Source organism: Siccirubricoccus phaeus (genome assembly GCF_008360935.1).
Classification (GTDB): domain Bacteria; phylum Pseudomonadota; class Alphaproteobacteria; order Acetobacterales; family Acetobacteraceae; genus Siccirubricoccus; species Siccirubricoccus phaeus.
In genome coordinates, this window is the sequence record NZ_SRXO01000037.1 from 1 (window position 1) to 25545 (window position 25545).

General features: G+C 72.2%; 21 protein-coding genes. 12 read left to right on the plus strand and 9 right to left on the minus strand.

What is annotated here, in order from left to right:
- Positions 1–123: 123 nt before the first annotated feature.
- Entirely contained in the window at positions 124–2808 is a 2685-nt protein-coding gene (locus E5N76_RS28425; RefSeq protein WP_235907952.1) for a heavy metal translocating P-type ATPase, read from the minus strand.
- Between the two features lie 181 nt (positions 2809–2989).
- On the opposite strand from E5N76_RS28425, the gene cueR reads away from it, so the two are divergent.
- From cueR to E5N76_RS28435, 3 genes are all read left to right on the plus strand, one after another.
- Positions 2990–3445, plus strand: coding sequence for a Cu(I)-responsive transcriptional regulator (gene cueR, locus E5N76_RS28430; protein WP_187830465.1), 456 nt, complete (start codon positions 2990–2992; stop codon positions 3443–3445).
- 17 nt (positions 3446–3462) lie between these two features.
- A complete protein-coding gene (locus tag E5N76_RS29935) occupies positions 3463–3912 on the plus strand; it encodes a hypothetical protein (protein ID WP_187830466.1) in 450 nt (149 codons plus the stop codon).
- Between the two features lie 115 nt (positions 3913–4027).
- On the plus strand, positions 4028–5164 hold the full coding sequence (locus E5N76_RS28435; protein WP_187830467.1) for a DUF305 domain-containing protein: 1137 nt from the start codon (positions 4028–4030) through the stop codon (positions 5162–5164).
- A gap of 168 nt (positions 5165–5332) precedes the next feature.
- Here the strand turns inward: E5N76_RS28435 and E5N76_RS28440 are convergent, their stop codons facing one another.
- Positions 5333–5761, minus strand: a complete 429-nt coding sequence (locus E5N76_RS28440) for a secondary thiamine-phosphate synthase enzyme YjbQ (protein ID WP_149541358.1) — start codon at positions 5759–5761, stop codon at positions 5333–5335.
- Positions 5762–6142: 381 nt separating this feature from the next.
- Between E5N76_RS28440 and modB the strand changes: the two genes are divergently transcribed.
- The 3 genes from modB to E5N76_RS28455 all read left to right on the plus strand — a co-directional run bounded on the left by modB (position 6143) and on the right by E5N76_RS28455 (position 8572).
- Entirely contained in the window at positions 6143–6841 is a 699-nt protein-coding gene (gene modB, locus E5N76_RS28445; RefSeq protein ID WP_149541359.1) for a molybdate ABC transporter permease subunit, read from the plus strand.
- Positions 6841–7962, plus strand: a complete 1122-nt coding sequence (modC, locus tag E5N76_RS28450; RefSeq protein WP_149541360.1) for a molybdenum ABC transporter ATP-binding protein — start codon at positions 6841–6843, stop codon at positions 7960–7962. The genes modB and modC overlap by 1 nt, the downstream gene beginning before the upstream one ends.
- Before the next feature lie 295 nt (positions 7963–8257).
- Positions 8258–8572, plus strand: a complete 315-nt coding sequence (locus E5N76_RS28455; RefSeq protein WP_149541361.1) for a hypothetical protein — start codon at positions 8258–8260, stop codon at positions 8570–8572.
- Here the strand turns inward: E5N76_RS28455 and E5N76_RS28460 are convergent.
- Positions 8541–9539: a Bug family tripartite tricarboxylate transporter substrate binding protein gene (locus E5N76_RS28460; protein WP_149541362.1), complete on the minus strand. Its 999-nt coding sequence runs from the start codon at positions 9537–9539 to the stop codon at positions 8541–8543. The two genes, E5N76_RS28455 and E5N76_RS28460, sit on opposite strands and share 32 nt — an antisense overlap.
- Positions 9540–9828: 289 nt before the next feature.
- On the opposite strand from E5N76_RS28460, the gene E5N76_RS28465 reads away from it, so the two are divergent.
- Positions 9829–10044: a hypothetical protein gene (locus tag E5N76_RS28465; protein ID WP_149541376.1), complete on the plus strand. Its 216-nt coding sequence runs from the start codon at positions 9829–9831 to the stop codon at positions 10042–10044.
- Positions 10045–10554: 510 nt separating this feature from the next.
- On the opposite strand, the gene E5N76_RS28470 is transcribed toward E5N76_RS28465, so the two are convergent.
- The 3 genes from E5N76_RS28470 to hflK form a co-directional block, all read right to left on the minus strand.
- Complete coding sequence (locus E5N76_RS28470; RefSeq protein WP_149541363.1) at positions 10555–12210, minus strand: DegQ family serine endoprotease; 1656 nt, start codon at positions 12208–12210, stop codon at positions 10555–10557.
- A gap of 89 nt (positions 12211–12299) precedes the next feature.
- A complete protein-coding gene (gene hflC, locus E5N76_RS28475; RefSeq protein WP_149541364.1) occupies positions 12300–13262 on the minus strand; it encodes a protease modulator HflC in 963 nt (320 codons plus the stop codon).
- Positions 13259–14449, minus strand: a complete 1191-nt coding sequence (gene hflK / locus E5N76_RS28480; protein WP_149541365.1) for an FtsH protease activity modulator HflK — start codon at positions 14447–14449, stop codon at positions 13259–13261. The genes hflC and hflK overlap by 4 nt, the downstream gene beginning before the upstream one ends.
- A 188-nt stretch (positions 14450–14637) precedes the next feature.
- Here hflK and E5N76_RS28485 point away from each other — a divergent pair, with 188 nt between their 5' ends.
- On the plus strand, positions 14638–15837 hold the full coding sequence (locus E5N76_RS28485) for an Mrp/NBP35 family ATP-binding protein (RefSeq protein WP_149541366.1): 1200 nt from the start codon (positions 14638–14640) through the stop codon (positions 15835–15837).
- A gap of 218 nt (positions 15838–16055) precedes the next feature.
- Here the strand turns inward: E5N76_RS28485 and E5N76_RS28490 are convergent, their stop codons facing one another.
- Entirely contained in the window at positions 16056–16709 is a 654-nt protein-coding gene (locus tag E5N76_RS28490; RefSeq protein WP_149541367.1) for a hypothetical protein, read from the minus strand.
- 460 nt (positions 16710–17169) lie between these two features.
- Here E5N76_RS28490 and E5N76_RS28495 point away from each other — a divergent pair, with 460 nt between their 5' ends.
- Together E5N76_RS28495 and cuyB are read left to right on the plus strand one after the other, a co-directional pair.
- Complete coding sequence (locus E5N76_RS28495; RefSeq protein WP_149541368.1) at positions 17170–18057, plus strand: PfkB family carbohydrate kinase; 888 nt, start codon at positions 17170–17172, stop codon at positions 18055–18057.
- Positions 18058–18336: 279 nt separating this feature from the next.
- Positions 18337–19038 carry a cysteate racemase gene (gene cuyB / locus E5N76_RS28500; protein WP_149541369.1) on the plus strand — a complete coding sequence of 234 codons (702 nt, stop codon included), beginning with the start codon at positions 18337–18339 and terminating at the stop codon, positions 19036–19038.
- Positions 19039–19292: 254 nt separating this feature from the next.
- On the opposite strand, the gene hydA is transcribed toward cuyB, so the two are convergent.
- Complete coding sequence (gene hydA, locus E5N76_RS28505; RefSeq protein WP_149541370.1) at positions 19293–20747, minus strand: dihydropyrimidinase; 1455 nt, start codon at positions 20745–20747, stop codon at positions 19293–19295.
- Between the two features lie 140 nt (positions 20748–20887).
- On the opposite strand from hydA, the gene E5N76_RS28510 reads away from it, so the two are divergent.
- Positions 20888–22147 carry a Zn-dependent hydrolase gene (locus E5N76_RS28510; RefSeq protein ID WP_149541371.1) on the plus strand — a complete coding sequence of 420 codons (1260 nt, stop codon included), beginning with the start codon at positions 20888–20890 and terminating at the stop codon, positions 22145–22147.
- Between the two features lie 174 nt (positions 22148–22321).
- On the opposite strand, the gene E5N76_RS28515 is transcribed toward E5N76_RS28510, so the two are convergent.
- Complete coding sequence (locus tag E5N76_RS28515) at positions 22322–23365, minus strand: TRAP transporter substrate-binding protein (RefSeq protein WP_149541372.1); 1044 nt, start codon at positions 23363–23365, stop codon at positions 22322–22324.
- A gap of 68 nt (positions 23366–23433) precedes the next feature.
- On the opposite strand from E5N76_RS28515, the gene E5N76_RS28520 reads away from it, so the two are divergent.
- Positions 23434–24330: a polysaccharide deacetylase family protein gene (locus E5N76_RS28520; RefSeq protein ID WP_149541373.1), complete on the plus strand. Its 897-nt coding sequence runs from the start codon at positions 23434–23436 to the stop codon at positions 24328–24330.
- Positions 24331–25545: the final 1215 nt, after the last annotated feature.

The window sequence follows — 25545 nt, forward strand, 5'->3', positions numbered from 1 at the left end:
ACCCAGCTTGCCCAGGCAGTGCGGTTCCATCTTCGCCCATTGCGCGTCAGTCAGAACGAATCGCTCCATCCAGAGCTTGAATCACATCTCGCACAGGTCGCAAATCCCAAATCTCAACAGACCCTAGCCCAGCGCCACCCGCCGCAGCCGCAACGCATTGCCGACCACGCTCACCGAGGACAGCGCCATCGCGGCCGCCGCGAAGGGCGGCGAGAGCAGCAGGCCGAAGACCGGGTAGAGCACGCCGGCGGCCAGGGGCACGCCCGCCAGGTTGTACATGAAGGCGAAGGCCAGGTTCTGCCGGATGTTGCGCATCACCGCCCGGGAGAGCCGCCGGGCCCGCAGCAGCCCCATCAGGTCGCCGCCCAGCAGCGTGACGCCGGCGCTCTCGATCGCCACATCCGTGCCGGTGCCCATGGCGATGCCGACCTCCGCCGCCGCCAGGGCGGGCGCGTCATTCACCCCGTCGCCGGCCATGGCGACGCGGCGGCCTTCTCCGCGCAGCCGCTCCACCGCCTGCTGCTTGGCCGCCGGCAGCACCTCCGCCACCACCTCGGCAATGCCCAGGCGCTGCGCCACCGCCGCCGCCGTGGCGCGGTTGTCGCCGGTCAGCATCACCACGCGGATGCCCTCCGCCGCCAGCCCGGCCAGGGCGAGGGGCGTGCTGGGCTTCACCGGATCCGCCACCGCCAGCAGCCCCAGCGCCCGGTCCCCGGCGGCGAGGAAGAACACCGTCGCCCCCGCCGCGCGGTGCTGCGCCGCCGCCGCTTCTAGCGCTCCCAGGGCTACGCCGCGCTGCGCCATCAGCCGGGCATTGCCGAGCGCCAGGGCCTGGCCCTCCACCATCCCGGTCACGCCCAGCCCGGCAGGCGCCTCGAACCCCTCCACCGCCGGCACCGCCAGGCCGCGCGCCTTGGCACCGGCCAGCACGGCGGCGGCCAGCGGGTGCTGGCTGGGCTGCTCCAGCGCGGCGGCGAGGCGCAGCAGCTCCGCCTCCTCGACCCCCGGCGCTGTCTGCAGCGCCACCAGGGCCGGCTTGCCCTCGGTCAGCGTGCCGGTCTTGTCCACCACCAGCGTGTCGATCCGCTCCAGCCGCTCCAGCGCCTCGGCATTGCGGATCAGCACCCCCGCCTGGGCGCCGCGCCCGACGCCCACCATGATGGACATCGGCGTGGCGAGGCCCAGCGCACAGGGGCAGGCGATGATCAGCACCGAGACCGCCGCCACCAGCGCGAAGGCCAGCCGCGGCTCCGGCCCCCACAGCGCCCAGGCGGCGAAGGCCAGCACCGCCACCGCCACCACCGCCGGCACGAACCAGCCCGCCACCTGGTCGGCCAGCCTTTGGATCGGCGCGCGGGAGCGCTGGGCCTGCGCCACCATCTGCACGATGCGGGCGAGCATCGTGTCCTGCCCCACCTTCTCCGCCCGCATGACGAAGCTGCCCTGGCCGTTCAGCGTGCCGCCGATGACGGCGTCGCCCTTCGCCTTGGCGACGGGGGCGGGTTCGCCGGTGACCATGCTTTCATCGACATGGCTGGCGCCTTCGAGGACGCTGCCATCCAGCGGCACCTTCTCGCCGGGGCGGACGCGCAGCCGGTCCCCCACCGCCACCTCGGCCAGCGGGATCTCCGCCTCCGTGCCATCGGCGCCGAGGCGGCGTGCCTGGGCGGGCGCCAGGTCGAGCAGGGCGCGCAGCGCGCCGCCGGTCCGCTCCCGCGCCCGCAGCTCCAGGATCTGGCCGAGCAGGACCAGCACGGTGATGACCGCGGCGGCCTCGAAATAGACCGCGACGCTGCCGTCATGGCCGCGGAAGGCGGGGGGGAAGAGGCCGGGCGCCACCGTCGCCACCAGGCTGAACCCCCAGGCGACGGCGGTGCCGAGGCCGATCAGGGTGAACATGTTGAGGCTGTGATTCGCCACCGACTGCCAGCCCCGCGCCAGGAAGGGCCAGCCCGCCCAGAGCACCACCGGCGTGGCCAGCAGGAGCTGCACCCAATTGGACAGGGCCTGCGGCAGCAGATGGATGCCGGCCAGATGCCCGCCCATCTCCAGGACAAAGACCGGCAGGGTCAGCGCCAGCCCGATCCAGAAGCGGCGGGTGAAATCCACCAGCTCCGGGTTGGGGCCCGCTTCGGCGGAAGGCGTCTCCGGCTCCAGCGCCATGCCGCAGAGCGGGCAGCTTCCGGGCCCGGCCTGCCGGATCTCCGGATGCATCGGGCAGGTGTAGATGGTGCCCGGCGCCACCGCCTCGGCCCGCAGCGCCGGCCGGGGCGGGCCGAGATAGCGATCCGGGTCGGCGAGGAATTTTGTGCGGCAGCCGGCGGAGCAGAAGCCGTAGGTCCGGCCCGCATGCTCGGCCTTGTGCGGGGTGGTGGCGAGATCGACGTCCATCCCGCAGACCGGGTCCTTCACCTTGCCCGCGGCCTCGGCCGGCTTCAGATAGCGATCCGGATCGGCCAGGAATTTCGTGCGGCAGCCGGCGGAGCAGAAGCCGTAGGTCCGGCCCGCATGCTCGGCCTTGTGCGGGGTGGTGGCGAGATCGACGTCCATCCCGCAGACCGGGTCCTTCACCTTGCCCGGGGCCTCGGCCGGCTTCAGATAGCGATCCGGATCGGCCAGGAATTTCGTGCGGCAGCCGGCGGAGCAGAAGCCATAGGTCCGGCCCGCATGCTCGGCCTTGTGCGGGGTGGTGGCGAGATCGACGCCCATCCCGCAGACCGGGTCCTTCGCCGCGCCGGACGCGCCGCCGCAGCAGCCCATCCCGTGCCGGGCCGTGCCCTTGCCCGCCATGCCGTCATCGCCCTTCATGCCGCCGCTGCCCTTTTCGCCCGGCCGGGCCGGGCTGCCTGATGCGGGGCGGAGATGGGGCTTCCCATCATGGGAGGGTCAAGACCCGCCCCGCCCGCTTTCGCCCATCTTGACCTTCCCATCATGGCAACCCTCATTTTCCCCAAGGCATGGAGGCCCTGGCCTCCGGCAGGAGGCGCAGGTGAATATCGGGCAGGCGGCGGCGGCATCCGGCATCTCGGCCAAGATGCTGCGCTATTACGAGGAGATCGGGCTGATGCCGCGGGCCGGCCGCAGCCCCGCCGGCTACCGCCGCTATACCGAGGCCGACGTCCAGACCCTGCGCTTCATCCGCCGTGGCCGCGACCTCGGCCTCTCCCTGGAGCGCATCCGCCTGCTGGTCGGGCTCTGGCATGACCGGGACCGGTCAAGCGCCGATGTGAAGCGCATCGCGCTGGAGCATGTGGCGGAGCTGGATGGCCGCATCGCCGAGCTGACCGCGATGCGGGACCGGCTGCGCGCCCTGGCCGGAAGCTGCCATGGCGACCAGCACCCGGACTGCCCGATCCTCGAGGAGCTGGAGACCGGCCGCCCGGCCGCTGCCGGGCCGAGGGGCCGCGCGCGGCGGGCGGTGCCGGCCGCCGCCCCGGCGGGCTGAGACGAGGAAGGAACCCGATGCCGAGGGGCCGGCAAGGCTGGGTGCGGCGGGCGGCGCGGGGCTTGGCGCTGCTGCTGCTCCTGCTCGCCATCCAGCCGCCCCTGCCGGCGGCCTCGGCCGCGCCGGGCCAGGGCCCAGGGGCCGATAGCGGCCAGGCCGATAGCGGCCAGCCGCCCGGGCCGGGGGCGGGGAGGGAGGCGGGTCTCGCCAGCGATTGCGGCATGGCGCATCACGCCACCAAAGCCGCTGTGCCGGACGGCCCACCCAAGCCGCCGCAGCCGCATGGGCCGATGCTGCTCGGCTGCTGCCTCGGCCTGGGCTGCCCGATGCTGGCGGCCCTGCCCGAGGCGGCGCCGCTGCCGGGGCGCGCCGCCCCGATGGCGCTCCTCCGGCCGCCCGGCTTTGCCGCGCGCGGGATCGGCATCGAGATCCCGCCGGCCCTGCCGCCGCCCCGCCTGCCGGCCTGACCCCGGCTTCCCCGCGTTCTTCCCAACTCTCGGCCCTGCCGCGCAGGCCCCGTGCGCCGCCACGGCGCCGGCCAGCCGGCTGGCCATGACCGGACACGACCCCATGACCACACCCATGTTCACACCCACGACCAGGCAGGGGCCCGCCTTTCGCGCCTCGCTGCTCGCCCTTTGCCTGCTGGCCCTGGCCCCTGCCGCCCGGGCGGCGGTCGAGGAGGATTACACCCCCGGCGACACCCCGGCCCCGACCACCTGGTACGGCCCGGCGGACCCCGCGGCGGAGCAGGCCGACCGCGCCTTCGTCGCCGGCATGCGGCCGCATCATGAAGGCGCCCTGACGATGAGCCGGGACTACCTGGCCGACCCCGCGGCCGGCAGCCCGGCGCTGCGCGCCCTGGCCGAGGCCATCATCCGCAACCAGCGCTTCGAGATCGCCATGCTGGACGCGGTGGCGCGCAACCTGGAGCGGCCGCCGCTGGAGCTCTCCCTCGGCTTCTGGCGCCTGAAGCTGCGGCCCATGGCGACCGAGGGGCTGGCGCGGGAACACGCCTTCCGCAAGACGCCCATCCCCGGGCCGGCGACCCCCCTGGCACCGGTGACGGCGCGGGACGTGCAATTCGCCAAGGCGATGACCATCCACCATGAGGCGGCGGTGGAGATGGCCCGCGCCTACCAGGCGAATCCTGCCGGCCATAACGGCTATCTGGCGCTGATGAGCGTCGATATCGTCACCGACCAGACGCAGGAGATCGCGCTGATGCGCCGCGCCGTCGACGCCTACCCCGGCGATGCGGCGGCGGTGATGGTCGATGCCGCCATGATCCATGGCATGGAGGGGATGGGCCATGGCGGGGGCCAGGCGGTGCCGATGGGGCATGGTGGCCATGGTACGCCGGCGGGGCAGGGTGGCCAGGCGGGCAGGGCCGGGCCGGCGCCGCAAGGTGGGCATCTGGGCCATGGCGCGCCGGTAGCGCCAAGCGGCCATGCGGGCCACGGCGTGCCGATGGGGCAGGGTGGCCGAGCGGGCCAGACGGGGCGGATGCCGCCGAGTGGCCACAGCAGCCACGGCGCGTCGATGGGGCAGGGCGACCATGGCGACCGCGGTGCGTCAGGCGGTCATATCGATCATGGCGCGCCGATGGGACAGGGCAGCAGCCATGCCCGCCCGACTGCGCCGGCGCCACAAGGCGGCCAGGAGGACCATGGCGCGCCGGCGGTCCCGGCGCATGGGGCGGACGGGAGCCGTCGCTGAGCAGCGCCTGCCGCAGGCGGCCGCGCCGGGCCACGGCGCCGGCCCGGCCGTCCTTCGCCATCGACATCGCCCTTCCGCGGCTTCGCTGCGGAAGGGGAGCGCGCCACCCGGGGCTGCAAGCGCCGCCCCGCGGCGCCATGGCCCCGCAGGCGGCCAGGCGGGAAACCCTCAGCCCGCCTCGCCCAGCAGGTGCAGCACCACCTCCCGCCGATGCGGGCTGGTCCGGTGCTCGTAGAGATAGATGGCCTGCCAGGTGCCGAGCACCGGCCGCCCCGCCGTCACCGGCACGGAAAGCTGCGTCGCCGTCAGCATGCTGCGAATATGCGCCGGCATGTCGTCCGGCCCCTCCTCGGCATGGCGATAGCGTTCCGCCCCGCCATCCGGGACCAGCCGCGCCAGGAAAGCCTCCAGATCCACCTGCACATCGGGCGAGGCATTCTCCTGCACCAGCAGGGAGGCGGAGGTGTGCCGGCACCACAGCGTCAGCAGCCCGGTGCCGATGCCCTGTTCCGCCACGAAGCGGCAGACGGGCGCGGTGATGTCGGTGAGGCCGCGGCCCCACGTCGCCACCTCCAGCCGGTGCAGCGCCTGGCGCATGGCGGTCAGCCCGGGACCGAGGGAGGGCGGCGCGCGCCGGCCGTCGGCGCCGGCGATGCGACCGGCAGCGGCAGCATCCCGCGCCGCGCCGCCACGCCGCCCGGCCCCGAAGCGGCAACCAAGTCATATGCCTGCGCTGCGGCACCACCCCCGCCGATGGGCGGCCCCGAAGCGGCCGGCGAGAACGGTGCCGGGGATCGGTGGATGACAGGCGGCTGATGCATCCCGCCCATGTGGGGCATGGGCCGGGCCTCGGCCACCCCCTTCCGCGACGCAGGGCAGCGCCTTTATGGACGCGCTCCGCCGCCTTCGTTATGACCGACCCGCGATAGCGACGGGGCCGGACCGCATGGCAGCGCAGCACGCCCGCCGGGGCGAAGGGTGACGATCGGCCTTGCGCCGGAGGAATGGCAGGCCGTCCGGCTCAGCCTCGAGGTCGCGGCGCGCTCCGTGCTGGTGAACCTGCTGCCCGCCATCGCCGCCGCCTGGGTGCTGGCCCGCTGCCGCTTCCCCGGCCGCCTGCTGCTGGATGCGCTGGTGCACCTGCCCCTGGTGGTGCCGCCTGTGGTGGTGGGCTGGGCGCTGCTGCTGCTGTTCGGCGTGCGCGGGCCGATCGGCGCGCCGCTGCAGGAATGGTTCGGCCTGCGGCTGGTCTTCACCACCGCCGGCGCCGCCCTGGCCACGGCGGTGATGAATTTCCCCCTCATCGTCCGCGCCGTGCGGCTGGGGCTGGAGGCGGTGGACCCCGGGCTGGAAGCCGCCGCCCGCACCCTCGGCGCCGGGCCGGTGGACCGCTTCCTCACCGTCACCCTGCCGCTGATGTCGCCCGGCATCCTGGCCGGCGCCGTCACCGCCTTCGCCGCCGGCCTCGGCGAGTTCGGCGCCGTCATCACCTTCGCCTCCAACATCCCCGGCGAGACCCAGACGCTGCCGCTGGCCATCTACGCCGCCACCCAGACCCCGGGCGGGGAGGCCACCGCGGCGCGGCTGGCGCTGATCTCCTTCGCCCTCGCCGTCTGCGGGCTGCTGCTGGCGGAGCTGATCGCCAGGCGCATGCATCGCTGGCTGGGCCGCGGCTGATGCTGGAGGTGGCGCTGCGGCACCGCTTCGGCCGCGCCGGCTTCGCGCTGGAGGCCGCCTTCACCGCCCCGTCCCAGGGGGTGACGGCCCTGTTCGGCCCTTCCGGCTGCGGCAAGAGCACCATCCTCGCCGCTGTCGCCGGGCTGCTGCGGCCGCAGGAAGGGCGCATCGCCCTGGACGGCGCCGCGCTGCTGGACACGGCGCGCGGCATCTTCACCCCGCCGGAGCGCCGGCGCTGCGGCGTGGTGTTCCAGGATGCGCGGCTTTTCCCGCATCTCAGCGTGGCGGCGAATCTCCGCTACGGCCTCCGCCGCGCGCCGCGCGACGCCACCGGCCCCGGCATTGAGGAGGTGGTGGCGCTGCTCGGCCTTGGCCCGCTGCTGGGGCGGCAGGTGCCGCGTCTTTCCGGCGGGGAGAAGCAGCGGGTGGCGCTGGGCCGCGCCCTGCTCTCCCGCCCCCGCCTGCTGCTGATGGACGAGCCTCTGGCGGCGCTGGACGCAGCGCGGCGGCAGGAGGTGCTGCCCTTCCTCGCCCGACTGCGCGACGCCGCCGGCCTGCCCATCCTCTACGTCACCCATGCGCTGGAGGAGGTGGATGCGCTGGCCGATGCGCTGGTGCTGCTGGAAGCCGGCCGGGTGCTGGCCGCCGGCCCGGTGGAGGCGCTGACCGCCCGCACCGACCTCCCCCTCGCCCGGCGCCGCGATGCTGGCGTCCTGCTGGCCTGCCAAGTGGCGGAGACCGGGGCGGATGGGCTGAGCCGGCTGGCCTTCCCCGGCGGCGCCCTGCTTACCACCCTGCCGCCCGGGCCCCCTGGCACCCGGCTGCGGCTGCGGCTGCGGGCGCGGGACATTGCGGTGGCGCTGGCCGAGCCGCGGGACATCTCCACCCGCAACGTGCTGCCGGCCACCATCGCCGCCATCCAGCCGGCGCCGGCACCGCAGGAGGTGTTCCTGCAACTCGCCATCGGCCCCAGCCTGGTGCTGGCCTGCGTCACGCGGGACAGCGTGGCGCGGCTGGGGCTGCGGCCGGGGCTGGCGCTCTGGGCGCTGGTGAAGGCCGTCACCTTCGAGCATCGCGTGGCGGCGGCGGACCCGCCCGACGCGCCGGCCGCCGGCGCCTGACGCCGCGGCCCCCGGCCCGGCCACACGATTCGTGCAGGCCGGCGAACCCGCCCGGGGCGATCGCGCTCTAGGGCCTGATGCGTTCGCCGTCGCTCACGCCTCGCGCTCCGGCTCCTGATCCGACCGCGTGCTGCACGCTTCCGGTCGGGTCAGGCCCAAGCGGTCACGCTCCGGAGTTCGATGCGTTCGCCGCCGCTCGCGCCTCGGGCTGAAGTCCGGTCATGTCCTGCCTGCGGTTGCATCAACCCAGGCGGTCGCGCCAGGCAGCAGCCTCCCGCCTGCCCCGGAGCCCGCCATGCCACCCTGCACCGCCTGCCGCTTCATGCTGCGCCACGCCGCCATCGGCTACGGCCTCGCCACCCTCTTCCTCGCCGCCCTGCTGCTGGCCGACCCGGGCGGCGTCGCCGGCGTGCTGCGCCAGGCCGCCGGCCATCCCTGGCCGCTGCTGCTGCTGTGGTATTTCTGCGGCCTGACCTTCGCCGGCATCCAGATCGGCGCCGCGGTGATGCTGCTGGCGGAGCGCCCGGAAGAAGAGGGGCGGGGCGGCCATCCGCAGCTCATCCCCATCCCCGTCCCGGTCACTCGGCGCGGATCCCGAGCTGGCGGATGAGGGGGCCGAACAGCCCCCACATCTCCCGCAATTGCGCGAGGAATTCCGTCGGGCCGCGCGGGCCGACCTCCACCGCGATGGTTTCGAAATGCTGGCGCAGCGCCGGCGTCGCCAGCCCGTCCCGCACCTCGGTCCAGAGCCGCTCGACGATCAGCGCCGGCGTGTCCTTCGGCACCATCAGCCCGTTCCAGCCGCCGATATCGTAATCCGCCGGCCCCCCGATCGCGGCGATGGGCGGGATGTCCGGCATGAGGCGGGAGGGGGCGGCCGTGGTCAGGCCGAGGGCGCGGAGCTTGCCCTCCCGCACCAGGCGCAGCGCCGCGGCCGGGGTGTCGAAGCCGAAATCCACATTGCCGCCGAGCAGCGCGGCAATGGCCGGGGCGCTGCCCTGGAAAGGGATGTGCAGCGCCTCCAGCCCCGCCCTGGCCAGGTAGAGGGCGGTGACGAGGTGCTGCGCCCCGCCGACGCCGGAGGAGGCATAGCTGCGCTGCCCCGGCGCGCCGCGGAGCAGGCGCTGGAAGGCCTCCAGGTCCTGGGCGGGGAAATCCGGCCGCACCAGCAGCATGAAGGCGGTGAGCCCGTAGCTGGCGACCGGCGCCAGCTCCTTCTCCACATCGTAGGGCGTGCGCTGGACCAGCGGGCTGAAGCTGATGGGGCCGATGGAGGCGGCGAGCAGGGTGGTGCCGTCCGGCGGGGCCTTGGCGACGAGGTTGGTGCCGATCTGCCCGCCGGCACCGGGCCGGTTCTCCGGCACCACGAGCTGGCCGAGCCGCTCGGTGAGCCACTGGGCCATGAGGCGGCCCTGGACGTCAGTGGACTGGCCGGGCGGCCAGGGGATGACCATGCGCATCTGGCGGCTGGGCCAGGGCGGCTCGGTCTGGGCCCGGGCGGGAAGGGCCAGGGCGGGAAGGGCCGGAAGGGGCAGGGCAGCGGGCATCGCCCGCAACAGATGGCGGCGGCGGAGCATGGCGGTTTCCCCCGGGCGGGCCGTTTCGCCGGCCCTGGCAGGGAGGGTAGCAGAACGGGGGCTTGCCCCCATACCCCGGACCAGGGGCCCTGCCCCTTGGCGGCAGTGCCGCCTGGGCCCGCCTCCCCGGCGGTTCGGTACGCCGGGCAAGTTTGTGGCTTGCCCGGCCTGTCACACGCCGGTAGAGTCTTCCGAGATTGCGAATGACTCGCAATTTTGCAAGGTGGTGAGAGTGTCAGGCATGCGGGCTTCGGTCATGCAGAGTTTGGGCGCCGGGGCGGGTCTGGGGATGCGTCGCTGCGAGCGGGCCGTGGTCAACGCCTACCGCGAATTGCGCGAGGCCGGCTCGGACGATCTGATCGCCTTCCGCGCCTGCACCACCATCTACCGGGTGCACCATCCGGAAGCCTCCATGCAGGAAGCCAGGCACCTGGTCGCCGAATGGATCGACCACCACGTCATCCGCGGCGATGACGGCCCGACCGAAGGCTGCGACTGCGACTGATGCGATAGACCGGCCCGATCGCCACCATCGGCACGGTCTGAAAGGGCGCTTCGGCGCCCTTATTTGTTGGCCCTAGAGCGTGATTGGTTGAGGTCGAATCGACCGAAACCGTGAATCACGCGACCGAACAATGAGCTATGTCCTGGTCCTGCCCGCGAAGTTCGCTGGATTTCCCAGCGAACGCAGCGGACAAGCAGGCCACTGAAAACAAAAGCTGGTGTCCCGCTTCCGAAGTCCGCAGGACTTCGGAAGCGGGACACCAGAGCAGATCGCCGGAGGGCGGCATCGCCCGGAGGCGTGAATCTGCTCTACCATCCATAAGCTAGAGCGGTTTCGCGCTGCACAGTCAGCGTGAAACCGCTCTAGCCCGACCCGCCGGCCGTTCCGGCCCGCCCTGGAACCGGACCGCCCGCTGCCCGCCGCGGCTTCGCCGCGACGGGCTGTGCGAGGCCCTGGGCGCTGAGCGACCCCCGGGGCCCCCCGCGACGGCGCGAAGCGACGTCGTGGGGATCAAGGATTGCCCCGCTGCCCGCCGCGGAGGCGGAGGGGAACGAAGCGCTGGCCCTGCTGGGTCTCGATCAGCAGCAGGGCGCTCGGCCGGTTCTGCCGGCGGAGCTGCTCCAGCCGCTGCTGCACCTCCTGCGGCGTGTTCACCCGCTCCTGCTGCACCTCGACGATCACGTCGCCGGGCCGCAGCTCGCGCTCCGCCGCCGGGCTGTCCGGCGAGACCTCCATGATGACCACGCCGCGCTGCTCCGGCCGCAGGCTGAAGCGCTCCCGCGCCTCCGGCGAGATCGGCGCGACCCGCAGCCCGAGGCCGGAGAGCTCGGTCGGCCGGCTGGCCGGGGCCTGAGGCGAGGCCGCCGCCTGCTGCTGCTCGCCCGGCAACTCGCCCACGGTGACGGAGAGCGTCACCTCCTTCCCGTCGCGCCAGACCACCACCGGCACCTCGCGGTCCACCGGCGTATCGGCGACGATGCGCGGCAGGTTGCGCATCTCCCGCACCTCCTGCCCGTTGAAGCGGAGGATCACGTCGCCGTTGCGGATGCCGCCCTTGGCCGCCGGCCCGTCATCCTGGGCGCGGGCCACCAGCGCGCCGCGGCCGCCGCCGGTGAGGCCGAGGCTCTCGGCGATCTCATCCGTCACCTGCTGGATGTTCACGCCCAGCCAGCCGCGCCGCACCCTGCCGCCATCCTGCAGCTGCGCCACGATGTTGCGCGCGAGGTTGGAGGGGATGGAGAAGCCGATGCCGATGGAGCCGCCGGTCGGCGAGTAGATGGCGGTGTTGATGCCGATCACCTGCCCGGCCAGGTTGAACAGCGGGCCGCCGGAATTGCCCCGGTTGATCGCCGCATCCGTCTGGATGAAGTCGTCATAGAGGCCCTGGTTGATGTTGCGCCCGCGGGCGGAGACGATGCCCGCGGTGACGCTGCCGCCGAGGCCGAAGGGGTTGCCGATCGCCAGCACCCAGTCGCCCACCTGCGCCGTGTCGCTGTCGCCGAAGCGCACGGCCGTCAGCGGCTTGTCGGTGCGGATCTTCAGCACGGCGATGTCGGTGCGCGGGTCAGTGCCCAGCAGCTCGGCGCGGATGCTGGTGTTGTCCTGCAGGATGACGTTGATCTCGTCGGCGCCGTCGATGACGTGGTTGTTCGTCACCACGATGCCGTTCTGCGCATCCACGACGAAGCCGGAGCCGAGGGCGCGGGCCTGGCGCCGCTGCGGCGCTTCCGGCGCGCCAGGTCCGCCCGGCCCGCCGGGGCGGTTGCGGTTGAAGAAGTCGCGGAAGAATTCCTCGAAGGGGCTGCCCGGCGGGGCCTGCGGGGTGTCCGGCGCGTCCGGCCGCTGGCCCGGGCGGGCGGCGTTCTGGCTGGTGGAGATGTTGACCACCGCCGGCAGCAATTGCCGGGCGAGCGGGGCGAAGGAGGAGGGGGCATCCCGCATCGGCACGGCCGGCGGGGCGTTGGCGGAGGGATCGGCCGGCGGCACGGCCGGCGGCGGCGCTGCCTGCGGCGCGGCCGGCGCCTGGGCGAAGGCCGGGCCCATCGGCAGGGCGGCAACCAGCGCGGCCAGGGCGAGCGGGGCCAGGGCGAGTGGGGTCAGGGCGAGCGGGGCCAGGGCTGGCCGGGCGGGGGCGAGCCGGGCCCGGGGGGGCGGGGAACTGCGCATCAACTTGTCCTCATCTCCTCGCGGCGGGGTGCGGTTCCGGTCGCGGCGATCGGGCGGACGGGCGGGCCTCGCGGCCCGGCCCGCCCTGGTCAGGGCTGCGCCGCCGGGGCCGGCGCCGGGGTCGGGGCAGGCGCCGGCCCAGGGGCAGGGGCTGGGGCCGGCCTCGGGGCCGGGGCAGCGGCGGCAGCGGTCTCCGGCAGGCTGCGGAAATAGCGGAAGAACTCGCTCTCCGGGCTCAGCAGCATGCGGGATTCGCCATCCGAGAACGCCTCGCGCATCGCCTGCATGGTACGCCAGAACTGGAAGAATTCCGGGTCCCGCTGGAAGGCGTCGGCGAAGATGCGGATGGCGGTCTGCTCGCCCTGGCCGCGCAGGATCTCGGCCTGGGACTGCGCCTCGGCGATCAGCACGGTGCGGTCGCGCTCCGCCGCGGCGCGGATGCGCTGGGCCTGCTCGGCGCCCTCCGCCCGCTGCTCCCGCGCCACCCGCTCGCGTTCGGATTGCATGCGGGAGAGGATGGCCTGGGTGTTCTCCTCCGGCAGGTCGGCGCGGCGGATGCGGACATCCGTCACCTCGATGCCGAAATTCTTCGCCTCCTGATCCACCCGGGCGCGGATGTCGCCCATGATCCGGGCGCGGTCGGCCGAGAGCACGGCGAGCAGCGTCTCGCTGCCCAGCGTGTTGCGCAGGGTGGAGGAGACGATGGGGCCGAGCCGCAGCCGGATGCCGGTCTCCGTCGCGCCCACCGTCTGGTAGAAGCGCAGCGGGTTGGTGATGCGGTAGCGGGTGAAGGTGTCCACCACGATCCGCCGCTGGTCGCCGAGGATCACCTCCTGCCCCGGCGCGTCATAATCCAGCAGCCGGCGGTCGAAGGCGATCACCGAATCGATGACCGGCAGCTTCCAGTTCAGCCCGGGCTCGCTGATGACCCGGCGCGGCTCGCCGAAGCGGGTGATCAGCACCTGCTGCGTCTGGTGCACGGTGAAGAGGGCGGAGAGGGTGCCGAAGACGATGACGCCCAGCACCACCAGGAGGACGATCAGCCGGTTCATCGCGCCGCCCCCGCCGTGCTGCGCGGGGGATTGCCCAGGGCGGGCGCGGCGGCGCCCGGCGCCGGGCGCGCCGCGCGCGGGGCGCCCTCGGCGCCGAGGTTCAGGAAGGGCACCAGGCCCTGCAGCCGGTCATCGACGATGACCTTCGGGTTGCGCCGCAGGATCTCCTCCATGGTTTCCAGGTAGATGCGCCGCATGGTCACGTCGCGCGACTGCTCATAGGCCGAGAGCACCTGGGTGAAGCGCTGCGCCTCGCCGCGCGCCCGGGCTTCCTGGCTGTCGCGGAAGGCCTGGGCCTCCTGCAGCATGCGCTCCGCCTCGCCGCGGGCGCGGGGGATGATGTCGTTGCGGTAGGCCTCGGCCTCGTTCCGCTGCCGCTCGCGGTCCGCCGCGGCGCGCTGCACGTCGCGGAAGGCCTCGATGACGGCGCCCGGCGGGTCCACCTTCTGGAGCTGCACCTGGGTGATGGCGACGCCGGCCTTGTACTGGTCCATGATGGACTGGGTGCCCTGCGCCACCTGGGTCTCGATCAGCCCGCGCGCCTCGGTCAGCGCCGGCTGGATCGGGGTGCGGCCGATCACCTCGCGCATCACGCTCTCGGCCGCGGATTTGATGGTGGTTTCCGGGTTGCGGGTGTTGAACAGGAAGTCGCCGGCATCGCGGATGCGCCAGCGGACGACGAAGTCGATGTCGATGATGTTCTCGTCGCCCGTCAGCATGAGCGATTCTTCCAGCACGTCGCGCCCGACCGGGCCGCGCACCGTCGGCTGCTCGCCGGAGCGGTAGCCGATGAAGACCAGGTTCTCAGTGGTGACGCGGGGGGTCTGCACGGTCTCGATCGGCCAGGGCAGGTGGTAGTTCAGGCCGGGCTGGGTGGTGCCGGTGAAGGCGCCGAAGCGCAGCACCACGCCCTGCTCGTCCGGCTGGACGCGGTAGATGCCGGAGGCCGCCCAGGCGCCCAGCAGCAGCACCAGCAGCACGCCGCCGGCGAGGCCGCTGCCGCCGCCCTGGGGCAGCCAGCCGAGCGAACCGCGGAGCCAGTCCTGCGCGCGGCGGATCAGCTCGTCGAGATCGGGGCCGCCGGGCCCGCGATTGCCGCCCCCCGGCGGGCTGGGCGGAGGCGTCCCCCACGGCCCCCCCGGACGGGGATTGCCCCAGGGGCTGGGTCCGCCATTGTTCAACGCCATTGCTTGTGTCGGCCTCCGCTGGTCGTCCCGGCCGGACCCGCCGGCCGGCATCCGCCGCGCATCGGGGGCTGGATGCGTCCAGTCGGTCCAGCCATATGTCACCCCCCGGGCGGCCGCAAGGGCGGTTGGCGCCCGGCGGGGTTGCTGTTTCGGCGCGATATTGTCGGTTGGGCGGAGCTTTTCAAGCGATGGGCGAACAACTGGTCGAGGCGGTGACGGCGGCCCTCCGGCGGGTGCAGGACCCGGTGTCCGGCCGCGACCTGGTGAGTGCCGGCATGGTGGAGGGGCTCGCGGCGCGGGACGGCCTCGTGCAATTCGCCCTCGCCGTGCCGCGGGAGCGGGCGCGGGAGATGGAGCCGCTCCGCCGTGCGGCGGAGCAGGCGGCGGCTGCCGTGCCGGGCGTGCTGAGCGCGACGGTGGTGCTGACGGCGCATCGCGAACCCCCGGGCCCGAAGCCGGGCGGGGCGGGGCGGGCGGGGCCGGCGGCGGCGCAGGCGCATGGCCAGGCTCATGGCCCGCGCCCCGGCCCCAAGGCGCCGCCGGGCCAGGGTCATGCTTCCCCGCGCGCCTCCGGCGCGATGCTGCTGCCGGAGGTCGGCAAAATCGTCGCCATTGCCTCCGGCAAGGGCGGCGTCGGCAAATCCACCACCGCCGTGAACCTCGCCGTGGCGCTGGCGGCGCAGGGGCTGCGCGTCGGGCTGCTGGATGCCGATATCTACGGCCCCTCCCTGCCGCAGATGCTGGGGACGCGGGAGAAGCCGCGCACCGCCAGCTCCCCCGGGGGGCAGCAGATCATCCCGCTGCAGCGCTGGGGGCTGCAGGCGATGTCCATCGGCTTCCTGGTGGATACCGAGACGCCGATGATCTGGCGCGGCCCGATGGTGATGGGGGCGCTGGAGCAGTTGATGGGCCAGGTCGCCTGGGGCGCGCTGGACGTGATGCTGGTGGACATGCCGCCGGGGACGGGGGATGCGCAGCTCACCATGTCCCAGCGGGTGCCGCTGGCCGGCGCCGTCATCGTCTCCACGCCGCAGGATGTGGCGCTGCTGGATGCGCGGCGGGGCATCAAGATGTTCGAGAAGGTGAATGTGCCGGTGCTCGGGCTGATCGAGAACATGTCCTATTATTGCTGCCCGAATTGCGGGCACCGGGAGGAGGTGTTCGGGCATGGCGGGGCGAAGGCCGAAGCGGCGCGGCTGGGCGTCGAATTCCTCGGCGAGCTGCCGCTGAAGCTGGCGATCCGGGAGCTGGCGGATGCCGGCACGCCGATCGTCGCGGCGCGGCCGGAGACGGCGGAGGCGAAGGCCTATGCGGCGATGGCGGCACGGCTCTGGGCGAAGCTTTCAGGCGCCGGGGCGGCGGCGGGGCCGCGCATCGTCATCGAATAGCGCCGGGTGAGGAATCCCGGGCGATAGCGGACAGCGCGTGGCATTGGGCGGCGCAGGTCGCGGGCTCCCGCCCCTGCATCCCACAGGGCCAAGGCCCCGCCTCGCCAAGGCCCCGCCTCGGCCCCTGGAGTTTGCTGGTGCAACCCTCGGGTCCGAAACCCGCACCGGGGTCCGAGGTCCGGGGACCGGTCCGGTCCCCGGCGGGGGTTCGGGGATTCTCAATCCGGCAGCCGCATGAAATTGGCCGCCGCCGTGGCGCGCGACATCAGCGCTCGCATGTCCGGGTTGTCCTGCGAATTCTCGGCGATCAGCGCTTCCATCGGGCAGAAGAATTCATGCGGCTGGGCGATTTGGCTGCGGGCGAAGCCGTCGTAATGCCGCCCCTTCAGCCCGAACACCACCCGCACATCGCGGACCGGCAGGAGGAGCGGCGCCTGCGGTTCCGCCTTCAGCATGCGGATGAGCTTCCAGCGCGGCAGGCTGTCATTCGGCTGCGCCGGCGCCAGCAGCCAGGGCACCGGGCAGAAGGCGAGCAGGGAGCTGGTGCTGGGCGCGAAGCGGGACCGCTTGTCGAGCAGGTTCTGCAGCGAGGAGCAGGCCTCGATGCAGAGGATGTCCACATAGGGGTCGGTCGCCGAGGGGCTGAAATGCAGCCACAGCCCGTCCGGCAAGGTCCGCAGGCGGTTGGAGCCCGGCAGCTTCAGGAAGGGTTGTGCCGCGACGCTCGGGTCCCCCGGCCGTCCCCGCAGCCAGGTGCCCGGCTGCTTCGGGGAGGCCTCCACCCCCGGCGGGCGCTGGGGCCATTTCTTCAGCTGTGTCCGGACCAGGTTGTCCAGAGCGTAGTGGGTGGAATAGGCCGAAGCCTCGCTCATTGGAAGAGTCCCGCCAAGTGAATGCAACCTGCGGGTATAACAGAGCGCGAATAAACTCGTTTCGCAAGGGTTAATCGCCTCGGACTCGTAATTTCCACAAGGTTTTCAGTCGATTCGTCCACAGCGTTTGGTGACTCTGAAGCAGAATCTGACAATTGGCATAGAATAGATTGTAATTGGGGCGTAATTTGAATTAGTGCCATGGCGTCTTCCGCGGCCGCGGAGGTGGTTGGCCGGATCTCGGAGCGGGTAGAAGGGCGCCCGGGCGCCACGCGGCTGCATCCTATGGTGGTAGAATCCGCCGATAATCGTCCTGTTTTCGTTGAGTATTCGTCTTTTCTGAAGATTGATACGGGGTTGCCCCAGGCCCTCGGGCGGATGCGGCGGGCCATGGAAGGGCAGGGCAACCCCGCCAGCAGCCCAGGTTTGCCGTCGCCCCGAGCTGTGGTCCGATGCGCGGATGCCCGTTGTCGTCTTCGGCTCCGTCAACCTCGATCTGGTGTTCGCGCTGCCCGCCCTGCCGGTGCCGGGGGAGACGGTGCTCGCCCCCTCCTACCTCCCGCTGCCGGGCGGCAAGGGCGCCAACCAGGCCTTGGCCGCGGCGCTGGACGGCGCCGCGGTCTCCTTCGTCGGGGCGGTGGGACAGGATGGCTTTGCCGAGCTCGCCCTGGCCGGGCTGCGCGCCGCGCGGGTGGATCTCTCCCACCTGGCGCGGGTCGCGGATGCCCCGACCGCCTGCGCCGCGGTGCAGGTGGACCCCGCCGGGCGCAATCAGATCGCGGTCGGCAGCGGCGCCAACCGCTTCGCCCGCGCGGCGCAGGTGGAGGATGCGGCGCTCTCCCCTGCCACCACCCTGCTGCTGCAGATGGAGGTGCCGGCGGCGGAGAACGCGGCGCTGATCCGCCGCGCCCGGGCAGCCGGGGCGCGGCTGCTGCTGAACCTCGCCCCCGCCGCGCCGCTGGCGCGGGAGGCGCTGACGGCGCTGGACCTGCTCATCGTCAACCAGCCCGAGGCCGCCTGGCTGGCGGCGCAGCTCGGCTGCGCGGCGGGGGCGGCGGCGCTGCGCGGCGCGTTCGGCACGGATGTGGCGGTGACGCTGGGGGAGGCGGGGGCGGAGGCGGCGACCGCTGCCGGCCTGCTGCGCCAGCCCGCCTTCCGCGTAGCGGCGGTGGATACCACCGGCGCCGGCGATGCCTGGTGCGGCGTGCTGGCCGCCGCGCTGGATCGCGGCCTGCCATTGGACGCGGCGATGCGCCGCGCCAGCGCCGCCGCTGCGCTTTCCTGCACCCGCCCCGGCGCCGCCATGCCCCGGGCGGCGGAGACGGAGGCGCTGCTGCGCCGGGGGTGAGGCTGGCGGCGGCAGGGCGGGCCTCGCGCGGGCGGGCCTGCCCGGCGAAGCCGGGCGTGACGGCCACGATCCGCGCGCCGAGAGCGTCTCGCGCTGGCAGTCCGGCGCGCCGGCCCGCGTGCCGACGGGCTTCTGCGCCGACGGCGTCACGCGTCGGGCTCCCGGCCCTCGCCGACGCTGCCCAAGGTGGGAACCGGCGGCGGCCGGGCGCACGGCGCTTGCCAGGGGCGCCGCCGCCCGGGAGAGTCCTGCCGCGGCGCGCAGCGGGTGGGGGCGAAGATGGACAAGGTGCTTGGGGTGCTGGGCGGCATGGGCCCGCTGGCCAGCGCACATTTCATGGTACGGCTGACACTGCTGACGCCCGTCGAGCGCGACCAGGAGCACCTGCCCACGGTGCTGTGGTCCGACCCCCGGGTGCCGGACCGCACCGCGGCGCGGCTGCGCGGCGGCCAGGACCCGCTGCCCGTGCTGCTGCGCGGGGTGCGCGGGCTGGAGGCGGCAGGGGCGGGGGCCATCGCCATTCCCTGCAACACCGCCCATGGCTGGTACGCGCAGATGCAGGCGGCGACGACGCTGCCCATCCTGCACATCGTCGATGCCGCGGCGGCGGAGCTGCGGCGTCTCGGCGTGCCGGACGGCCCGATCGGGGTGATGGGCACGGCGGCGACCCTGGCGATGCGGCTGTATCAGGAGAGGCTGGCGGGGCTGGGCTATGATTGCCTGGTGCCCGATGCAGGGGAGATGGCGTCCCGCGTCACCCCCGCCATTGCCCTGGTGAAGGCGGGCCGGGTGGCGGAGGCCTATGCGCCGCTGGCCGAGGTGGCGAGCGCCCTGGTCGCGCGTGGCGCGCGGGCGGTGGTGCTGGGCTGCACGGAAATCCCGCTCGGCATCGCCGCCGGGCCGGCGCTGCCCTTTCCGGTGGCGGATACGATCGACGGGCTGGCGCGGGCGTCGCTGCGCTGGGCGGGGTATGGGGGGTAGCAGCACGGTGCCGGCGGGCGCGGCTGCCTGTCCCCCACCGGGTTGGGCTCCAGCCCCGCCGGTTGTGGTCCACCCCCACCCTGACCCTCCCCCGCCAGCGGGGGAGGGAACGTGCCTCTTCCTCCCCCGCTGGCGGGGGAGGGCCGGGGTGGGGGCGGCCGGCCCAAGGGATGGCCCACCTTACCGGGCCGCCGTGACGGCCCCGCCCTTGGCGACACCCGCCCGGGCGTGCAAGGCATCCCCGCAGCGCTAGCCTACACCGCCACCCCGTCCACCGGGTTGAACGGCCCCGGGAACACCCCCCGCGGCTGGATCATCTCGTAAGGCCCGCGGGGCAGGAACTGCCCGAAGCCCGGCGGCGCCAGCACCTTGCCCTGGTCCACCACCGTCACGCCGCGCACCAGCGTCGTCTCCGGCCAGCCGGTGATCTCCATCCCCTCATAGGGCGTGTGATCATTGGCGTCCTGCATGAGAGACGCCGTCAGCGTCACCTTCTTCGCCGGATCCCAGATCGCCAGGTCGGCATCGCTGCCCACCGCGATGGTGCCCTTCTTCGGGTGCAGGCCGAACAGCTTCGCCGCATGGGTGGCGGTGATGGAGACGAAGGTCGGCAAATCGATCCGCCCCTTCACCACCCCCTCGCTGAACAGCACCGGCAGCCGCGCGGCGAGCCCCGGCACGCCGTTCGGGATTTTCGTGAAGGGCGCGTCTAGCCCGACCGCGCTCTTGCCATCCGGCCCGGCATAGCGCGTCGGCGCATGGTCCGAGGTGACGTTCTGGATGACGCCGCGGCGGATCATCTCCCACAGCGCCGCCTGGTCCGCCGTGCTGCGCGGCGCCGGGCTGCACAGCCATTTGGCGCCCTCGAAGCCCGGGCGGTCCAGGTCGTCGGCGGTGAAGACCAGGTATTGCGTGCAGGTCTCGCCCCACACCTTCACCCCGCGCTGCTGCGCCCGCTCGATCTCCTCCGCCGCCTCGCCGCCGCTGACGTGGAAGACCTGGATCGGCACGTCCAGCGCCTCCGCCATGGCGCAGACGCGGTTCACGCATTCCCGCTCCACGATCATCGGCTTGGCCCAGGCATGGTGCTTCGGCCGGTCCAACCCCGCCGCCAGCAGCGCCTTGGTGTAGAAATCGATCAGCTCGTGATTCTCGGCATGGATGCAGGTGAGGGCGCCGAGCCGGCGGGCGGTGGCCAGCACCTGCAGCGCCTCGGCATCCGAGATGCGGGCGCCCTCATAGGTCAGGAAGATCTTGAAGGTGCGGTGGCCGCTTTCGACCAGCTTCGGCAACTCCTGGGTCAGGACCTCCGGCCGCGGATCGGTCAGGATCATGTGGAAGGAGTAGTCGATACGGGCGGTCCTCGCCCGCTCATGATGCTCCGCCACGCCCTGCGCCATGGAGCCGCCGCGCGCCTGGCGGGCGAAGCCGATGATTGTGGTGGTGCCGCCCACCGCGGCCGAGGCGGTGCCGGAGGCGAAGGTATCCGCGTTCACCGTCGGCCCGCCGCGCGGCTCCTCGATATGGGTATGGGTATCGACGCCGCCGGGCAGCACCAGCCTGCCGGTGGCGTCGATCTCCTTCACGCCCGGGCCGAGATCGCGGCCCAGCGCCGCCACCTGGCCGCCGATGATGCCGATATCGGCGGCGAAGACGTCGCTCGCCGTGGCGATGGTGCCGTGGCGGATGACGAGGTCGAAATCGGGCATCTCCGGGTCTCCCGTATCAGAGCGCTCAGCCTCGCCGCTTCGTGGCCCTGCGGCAACCCCGCCGGGAGGGGCAGTAGCACCCTGCCATTGCCCCTTCCCAGCTGCCGCGCCAGCATGCGCCGCGACGAAGGGAACTCTTCATGGCGGATGCAGGTCTGGCCCTGGCCGAGGCGATGTTCGCGGCGCTGCGTGAGGCCTCGCTGGACCCGCCCGGCGTCAGCCGTGCCAGCTATGGCGCCGGGGAGCGCGCCGCCCATGCCATTGCCCGGGCCGAGGCCGGGAGGCTGGGGCTGGAGGTCGGCACCGACCCGGTCGGCACCCTGTTCATGACCCTGCCCGGCGCCGATCGCAGCCTGAAGCCCCTGCTCATCGGCTCGCATCTGGATGCCGTGCCGCATGGCGGGAATTACGACGGCGCCGCCGGGGTGGTGATGGGTCTGGCCCTCGCCGCCAGGCTGCGCACCGCAGGCCGTACCCTGCCGCGGGACCTCACCATCCTCGGCATCCGGGCGGAGGAGATGGTGTGGTTCCCCATGCTCTATCTCGGCAGCCGCGCCGCCTTCGGCCTGCTGCCCAGGGATGCGCCGGACACGCTGCGCCGCACCGACAGCCGGCGGACCCTGGCCGAGCACATGGAGGAGGAAGGCTTCGATCCCGGCTTCATCCGCGATGGGCGCGCCTCGCTGGACCCCGGCCGCATCCATGCCTTCATCGAGCCGCATATCGAGCAGGGGCCGGTGCTGGTGGCGGAAGGCATGCCCGCGGCGGTGGTCACCGGCATCCGGGGGAGCATCAGGTATCGCGCCTGCACGGCGACCGGCGCCTGGGCGCATGCCGGGGCGGTGCCGCGCGAAAGGCGGCAGGATGCGGTGCTGGCCGTCGCCGACCTGGCGATGAGCCTGGAGCGCTTCTGGCGGCAGATCGAGGCCGAAGGCCGCGACTTGGTGCTGACGATGGGCGAATGCTTCACCGACCCCGCCATGCAGGGCGTGACCAAGGTGCCGGGGAAGGTCACCTTCACCCTGGATATCCGCAGCGAGGATCCGGCCATGCTGGCGGCGGCGGAGGCGCTGCTGGCGCGCGAGGCGGGCCGGCTGCTGGAGGAGCGCGGCGTCGCCATCGACTATGGCGGGAAGCTGCCGGTGGCGCCGGCGGCGATGCATGCCGGGCTGCGCGCCGCCCTGCTGCGCGGTGCCGGCAAGGCAGGTGTCCCGGTGTACCAGATGGCCAGTGGCGCCGGGCATGATGCGCTGATCTTCGCCGGCCTCGGCGTGCCGACGGCGATGCTCTTCATCCGCAACGAGCATGGCAGCCACAACCCGGCGGAGGCGATGGAGCTGGCCGATTTCGCCGCGGCGCTCGACGTGCTGGAGGCGGCCATCGGGGAGATCGCGGCCTGACATCGCCGCGGCAGGCGGTTCGCCGGCCGCCTCCTCGCCTTCGTCATGGCCGGGCCTACCCGGCCGTCCCATGCGCCACGCCCGCACCAGCGGCGGCGCCGGAGGCCCGAGCATGACGAAGGGGCGGTACGGGGCTGGACAGGGAAGGGCGGGCCCTGAGCCTGGCCCCGGCTCTCAGGGAATGGCGTAGCCCCGCGCCGCGCCCACGGTGCGGTTCCACACCGCGGCGCATTCGCCCCAGATGCGGTTGCAACTGTCGCGGAAGGTGGGCAGCACCACGGCGCTCACCGCCTCCCGCACCCGCGCATCATCCTCGGCCGGCACCGGGGAGATGACATTGGCGAAGCGGCGGGTGGTGCAGTCCGGCCTGCCCTCCAGGCAGGCCAGGGATTGCGCGTCGCTGACCTTGGCGAATTCCCACAGCTCGTTCTCCAGCTTGCGGAAGGCGGCGGCGATGGCCTGCTGCTGCGGCGGGGAGAAGCGGCGCCAGGCGGCGGCGCTCATGAAATGCCCCTGAATGCCGCCGGCGACCGAGAGCGGCAGCACATGCGTCGTCACCTCCCCCCAATTGCCGGTATAGGCGGAGACGGCGGAGGTGACGCCGCAGGCCACCAGCCCGCGCTGCAGCGCCGGATAGACCTCGGAGAACTGCAAGGTCACCGGGATGGCGCCCCAATGCTGCAGCAGCGCCGTCATCGAAGGGGTGTAGCTGCGCACCTTCAGCCCGCGCAGATCGGCCACGCCGCGCACCGGGGCGTTGCAGAAGAAGTATTGCGGGCCGAAGGGCCAAATGGCCAGGGCATGCGCGCCGAAGCGGTCCTGCAGCCGCTTGTCGAAGGCCTCCCGCCCCGCCGCCACCGCCTTCTCCAGATCGGCCACGTTGGTGGAGACGCCGATCAGGTCCAGCCCGTCGAAGAAGGGCTCGTCGCGGGAGGTCTGGCCGATCAGCACCGCCATCACGTCGAAGGCGCCGCTGCGCAGATGGCGCAGCGCGTCGGCGGCCTGCAGGCCGATCTGGTCCATCGGGTTGAAGGTGATGGCCAGGTTGATGCCGGTCTCCCCCGGCAGCCGGGCGTAGAAGGCGCGCTCGATCTCCACCTGGTGGGTGTTGGCGGAGAAATGCCCGACGGCGCGCAGCGGGATGGGCGCAGTTTGGGCGAAGGCGGGGAAGGCGGCGGCGCAGAGCAGCGCGGCGGCCAGGGCGAGGCGGCGGATCATGGCGTCTCCGTCTGGGCAGGCTCGGCACGGGGTGTGCAAGATCGGTGCCGGATCGAGGAGGGCTTCGCATGCGCCGTGACCTGGTCGGCTATGGGCTCAACCCGCCGTGCCTGGACTGGCCGGGCGGGGCGGCGGTGGCCGTCTCCCTGGTGGTGAATTACGAGGAAGGGGCGGAGATGGCGATCGAGGCCGGCGACCCGGAGAATGAGCGGATCGGCGAGGTCATCAGCGTCGTCCCGCCCGGCCGCCGCGATTATGGGCAGGAGGCGATCTTCAGCTACGGCACGCGCGCCGGGCTGGGACGGTTCCTGGAGGCGTTCGACCGGTATGGCGTGAAGGCGAGCTTCTTCATGTGCGGGCGCGCGGTGGAACGCAGCCCGGCGCTGGCGGCGGAATGCACCCGCCGCGGGCATGAGGCCGCCAACCATGGCTGGGTCTGGCGCCCCAACGCCGACTACACGAGCCGGGAGGAAGAGGCGGCCGCCCTGCTGCGCGCGGCGGCGGCGATCAGGGCGGCGACGGGGGAGCAGCCGGTGGGCTTCTTCTGCCGCGGCAGCCCGAGCCCCTGGACGCGGGAGTTGCTGGCCGAGCAGGGCTACCTCTACGACAGCAACGCCTTCGACGACGACCTGCCCTATTGGGATCGGGAGGTGACGGGCGGGCCGATGCTGGTGCTGCCCTACGCGCTCGACTGCAACGACATGAAATTCTTCCACCCCAACGGCTTCGTGCTGCCGGAGCAATTCGTGGCCTATGCGGAGGCGGCGCTGGACCAGCTCATCGCGGAGGGGGAGCGGGGGGTGCCGAAGCTGCTGAATATCGGGCTGCACCTGAGGATCTGCGGCCGGCCGGCAAGGTTCCGGGCGGTGGAGGGGATCTTGCAGGCGCTGGAGAGGCGGAAGGGGAAGGTGTGGGTGGCCAGGCGGCGGGATATCGCGGAATGGGTGCGGGGGCGGCTGCCTTGAGGGAGGGCTCTGTCCCTTTCAAGCTCTCCCCCCAAGAGTCCGAAGCGCCTTAAACTAGGAGTTTGCGGGTGAACCACGGGTCAAGAGTGGGCCTCCAATAGGCTGCCGAAAACCGCCATCATACCGAATCTCCTTGTGGTCGGCGGTCGGATGTGGACACCACGTCTCACGGCTGGTCGGACCTTTCAGCAGCCTGCTGAACGCTAGCGGGCGAATCCGCTTCGCCTCGAGTGTGGACATAGCAAGCGCGATCCTGCGGAATCCGTCTCGCCTTTCCAAATTTTTGGCAGTGAATGAGTCGGCATTGATGGAAATTGCCAGCATAGGGGAGCGACCATGAAAGTCTTTGTCAGCGTTGGGACCGGGTTGAATCCTTCGCAGGAAGCTTTTGTAAGCGCTGTTGAAGATCGACTGCGTGCGGTTGGTCTCGTCCCCTGCACCATCGGCAGGAATACGTTTAGCACGGATGCCCCACTCCGGGCTGTCGCGGGCCTGATGGACGATTGTGCCGGTGTTCTAGTCATAGCCTTGGAGAGATACTATTTCCCCACCGGAGTTGAACGCCGAGGAACGTCGAAGCAGAAAAATTTGCAATTGACTTCAATGCCTACGCCCTGGAATCAGATCGAGGCTGCGATGGGATATAGTCGCGGACTTCCCCTGTTCGTCTTGACTGACGAGAGGCTCCGCTGCGACGGTCTGCTGGAGAAGGGAAACGACTGGTATGTTCAGGAGGTCTCTTTAGATCCAGCGGCGTTGAACAGCCCAGCGTTCGTTGGCCTCCTAGAGAGTTGGCGAGGCCGCATATCCACGCGAACGGAGAAGTCAGTAGCCGTTGCACCTATTGCACCGGGGTCAGACCCCGCCACAATGACACTTGGCCAACTCGTGGGATCAATAAAGCCCCAACAACTCTGGGCAGCGCTTACCGCGCTATCTGCAGCATTGGCGGCATCTTTTGCTCTTGGTGCAAAACTTGCCAGCAATATTGGCAGTATATAGCTAATATATGTTTCCGTATGCTAGCCGTCGATTCAAAATAAATATTTGCATAATTTTGATTCTGATAGGGTGAGTTATGGGGGCAAAGCCTCACCCATCCCCTCATTTTGAACCGGCGTTGGCTCGCACGAAGAGGTTGGCATCTGCCACGGCCTTGGCGAAGCCCTGCATCAGCGGCGCAAGGCGCGGCTGTGGCATGTTGGGGATGAGGTC

Bases quoted from the DNA above. Each gene is read 5' to 3' on its own strand.
- E5N76_RS28425 (WP_235907952.1), bottom strand. From the start codon at position 2,808: ATGAAGGGCGATGACGGCATGGCGGGCAAGGGCACGGCCCGGCACGGG.
- E5N76_RS29935 (WP_187830466.1), top strand. From the start codon at position 3,463: ATGCCGAGGGGCCGGCAAGGCTGGGTGCGGCGGGCGGCGCGGGGCTTG.
- E5N76_RS28435 (WP_187830467.1), top strand. From the start codon at position 4,028: ATGTTCACACCCACGACCAGGCAGGGGCCCGCCTTTCGCGCCTCGCTG.
- E5N76_RS28440 (WP_149541358.1), bottom strand. From the start codon at position 5,761: ATGCGCCAGGCGCTGCACCGGCTGGAGGTGGCGACGTGGGGCCGCGGC.
- modC (WP_149541360.1), top strand. From the start codon at position 6,841: ATGCTGGAGGTGGCGCTGCGGCACCGCTTCGGCCGCGCCGGCTTCGCG.
- E5N76_RS28455 (WP_149541361.1), top strand. From the start codon at position 8,258: ATGCCACCCTGCACCGCCTGCCGCTTCATGCTGCGCCACGCCGCCATC.
- E5N76_RS28460 (WP_149541362.1), bottom strand. From the start codon at position 9,539: ATGCTCCGCCGCCGCCATCTGTTGCGGGCGATGCCCGCTGCCCTGCCC.
- E5N76_RS28465 (WP_149541376.1), top strand. From the start codon at position 9,829: ATGCGTCGCTGCGAGCGGGCCGTGGTCAACGCCTACCGCGAATTGCGC.
- E5N76_RS28470 (WP_149541363.1), bottom strand. From the start codon at position 12,210: ATGCGCAGTTCCCCGCCCCCCCGGGCCCGGCTCGCCCCCGCCCGGCCA.
- hflC (WP_149541364.1), bottom strand. From the start codon at position 13,262: ATGAACCGGCTGATCGTCCTCCTGGTGGTGCTGGGCGTCATCGTCTTC.
- hflK (WP_149541365.1), bottom strand. From the start codon at position 14,449: ATGGCGTTGAACAATGGCGGACCCAGCCCCTGGGGCAATCCCCGTCCG.
- E5N76_RS28485 (WP_149541366.1), top strand. From the start codon at position 14,638: ATGGGCGAACAACTGGTCGAGGCGGTGACGGCGGCCCTCCGGCGGGTG.
- E5N76_RS28490 (WP_149541367.1), bottom strand. From the start codon at position 16,709: ATGAGCGAGGCTTCGGCCTATTCCACCCACTACGCTCTGGACAACCTG.
- E5N76_RS28495 (WP_149541368.1), top strand. From the start codon at position 17,170: ATGCCCGTTGTCGTCTTCGGCTCCGTCAACCTCGATCTGGTGTTCGCG.
- cuyB (WP_149541369.1), top strand. From the start codon at position 18,337: ATGGACAAGGTGCTTGGGGTGCTGGGCGGCATGGGCCCGCTGGCCAGC.
- hydA (WP_149541370.1), bottom strand. From the start codon at position 20,747: ATGCCCGATTTCGACCTCGTCATCCGCCACGGCACCATCGCCACGGCG.
- E5N76_RS28510 (WP_149541371.1), top strand. From the start codon at position 20,888: ATGGCGGATGCAGGTCTGGCCCTGGCCGAGGCGATGTTCGCGGCGCTG.
- E5N76_RS28515 (WP_149541372.1), bottom strand. From the start codon at position 23,365: ATGATCCGCCGCCTCGCCCTGGCCGCCGCGCTGCTCTGCGCCGCCGCC.
- E5N76_RS28520 (WP_149541373.1), top strand. From the start codon at position 23,434: ATGCGCCGTGACCTGGTCGGCTATGGGCTCAACCCGCCGTGCCTGGAC.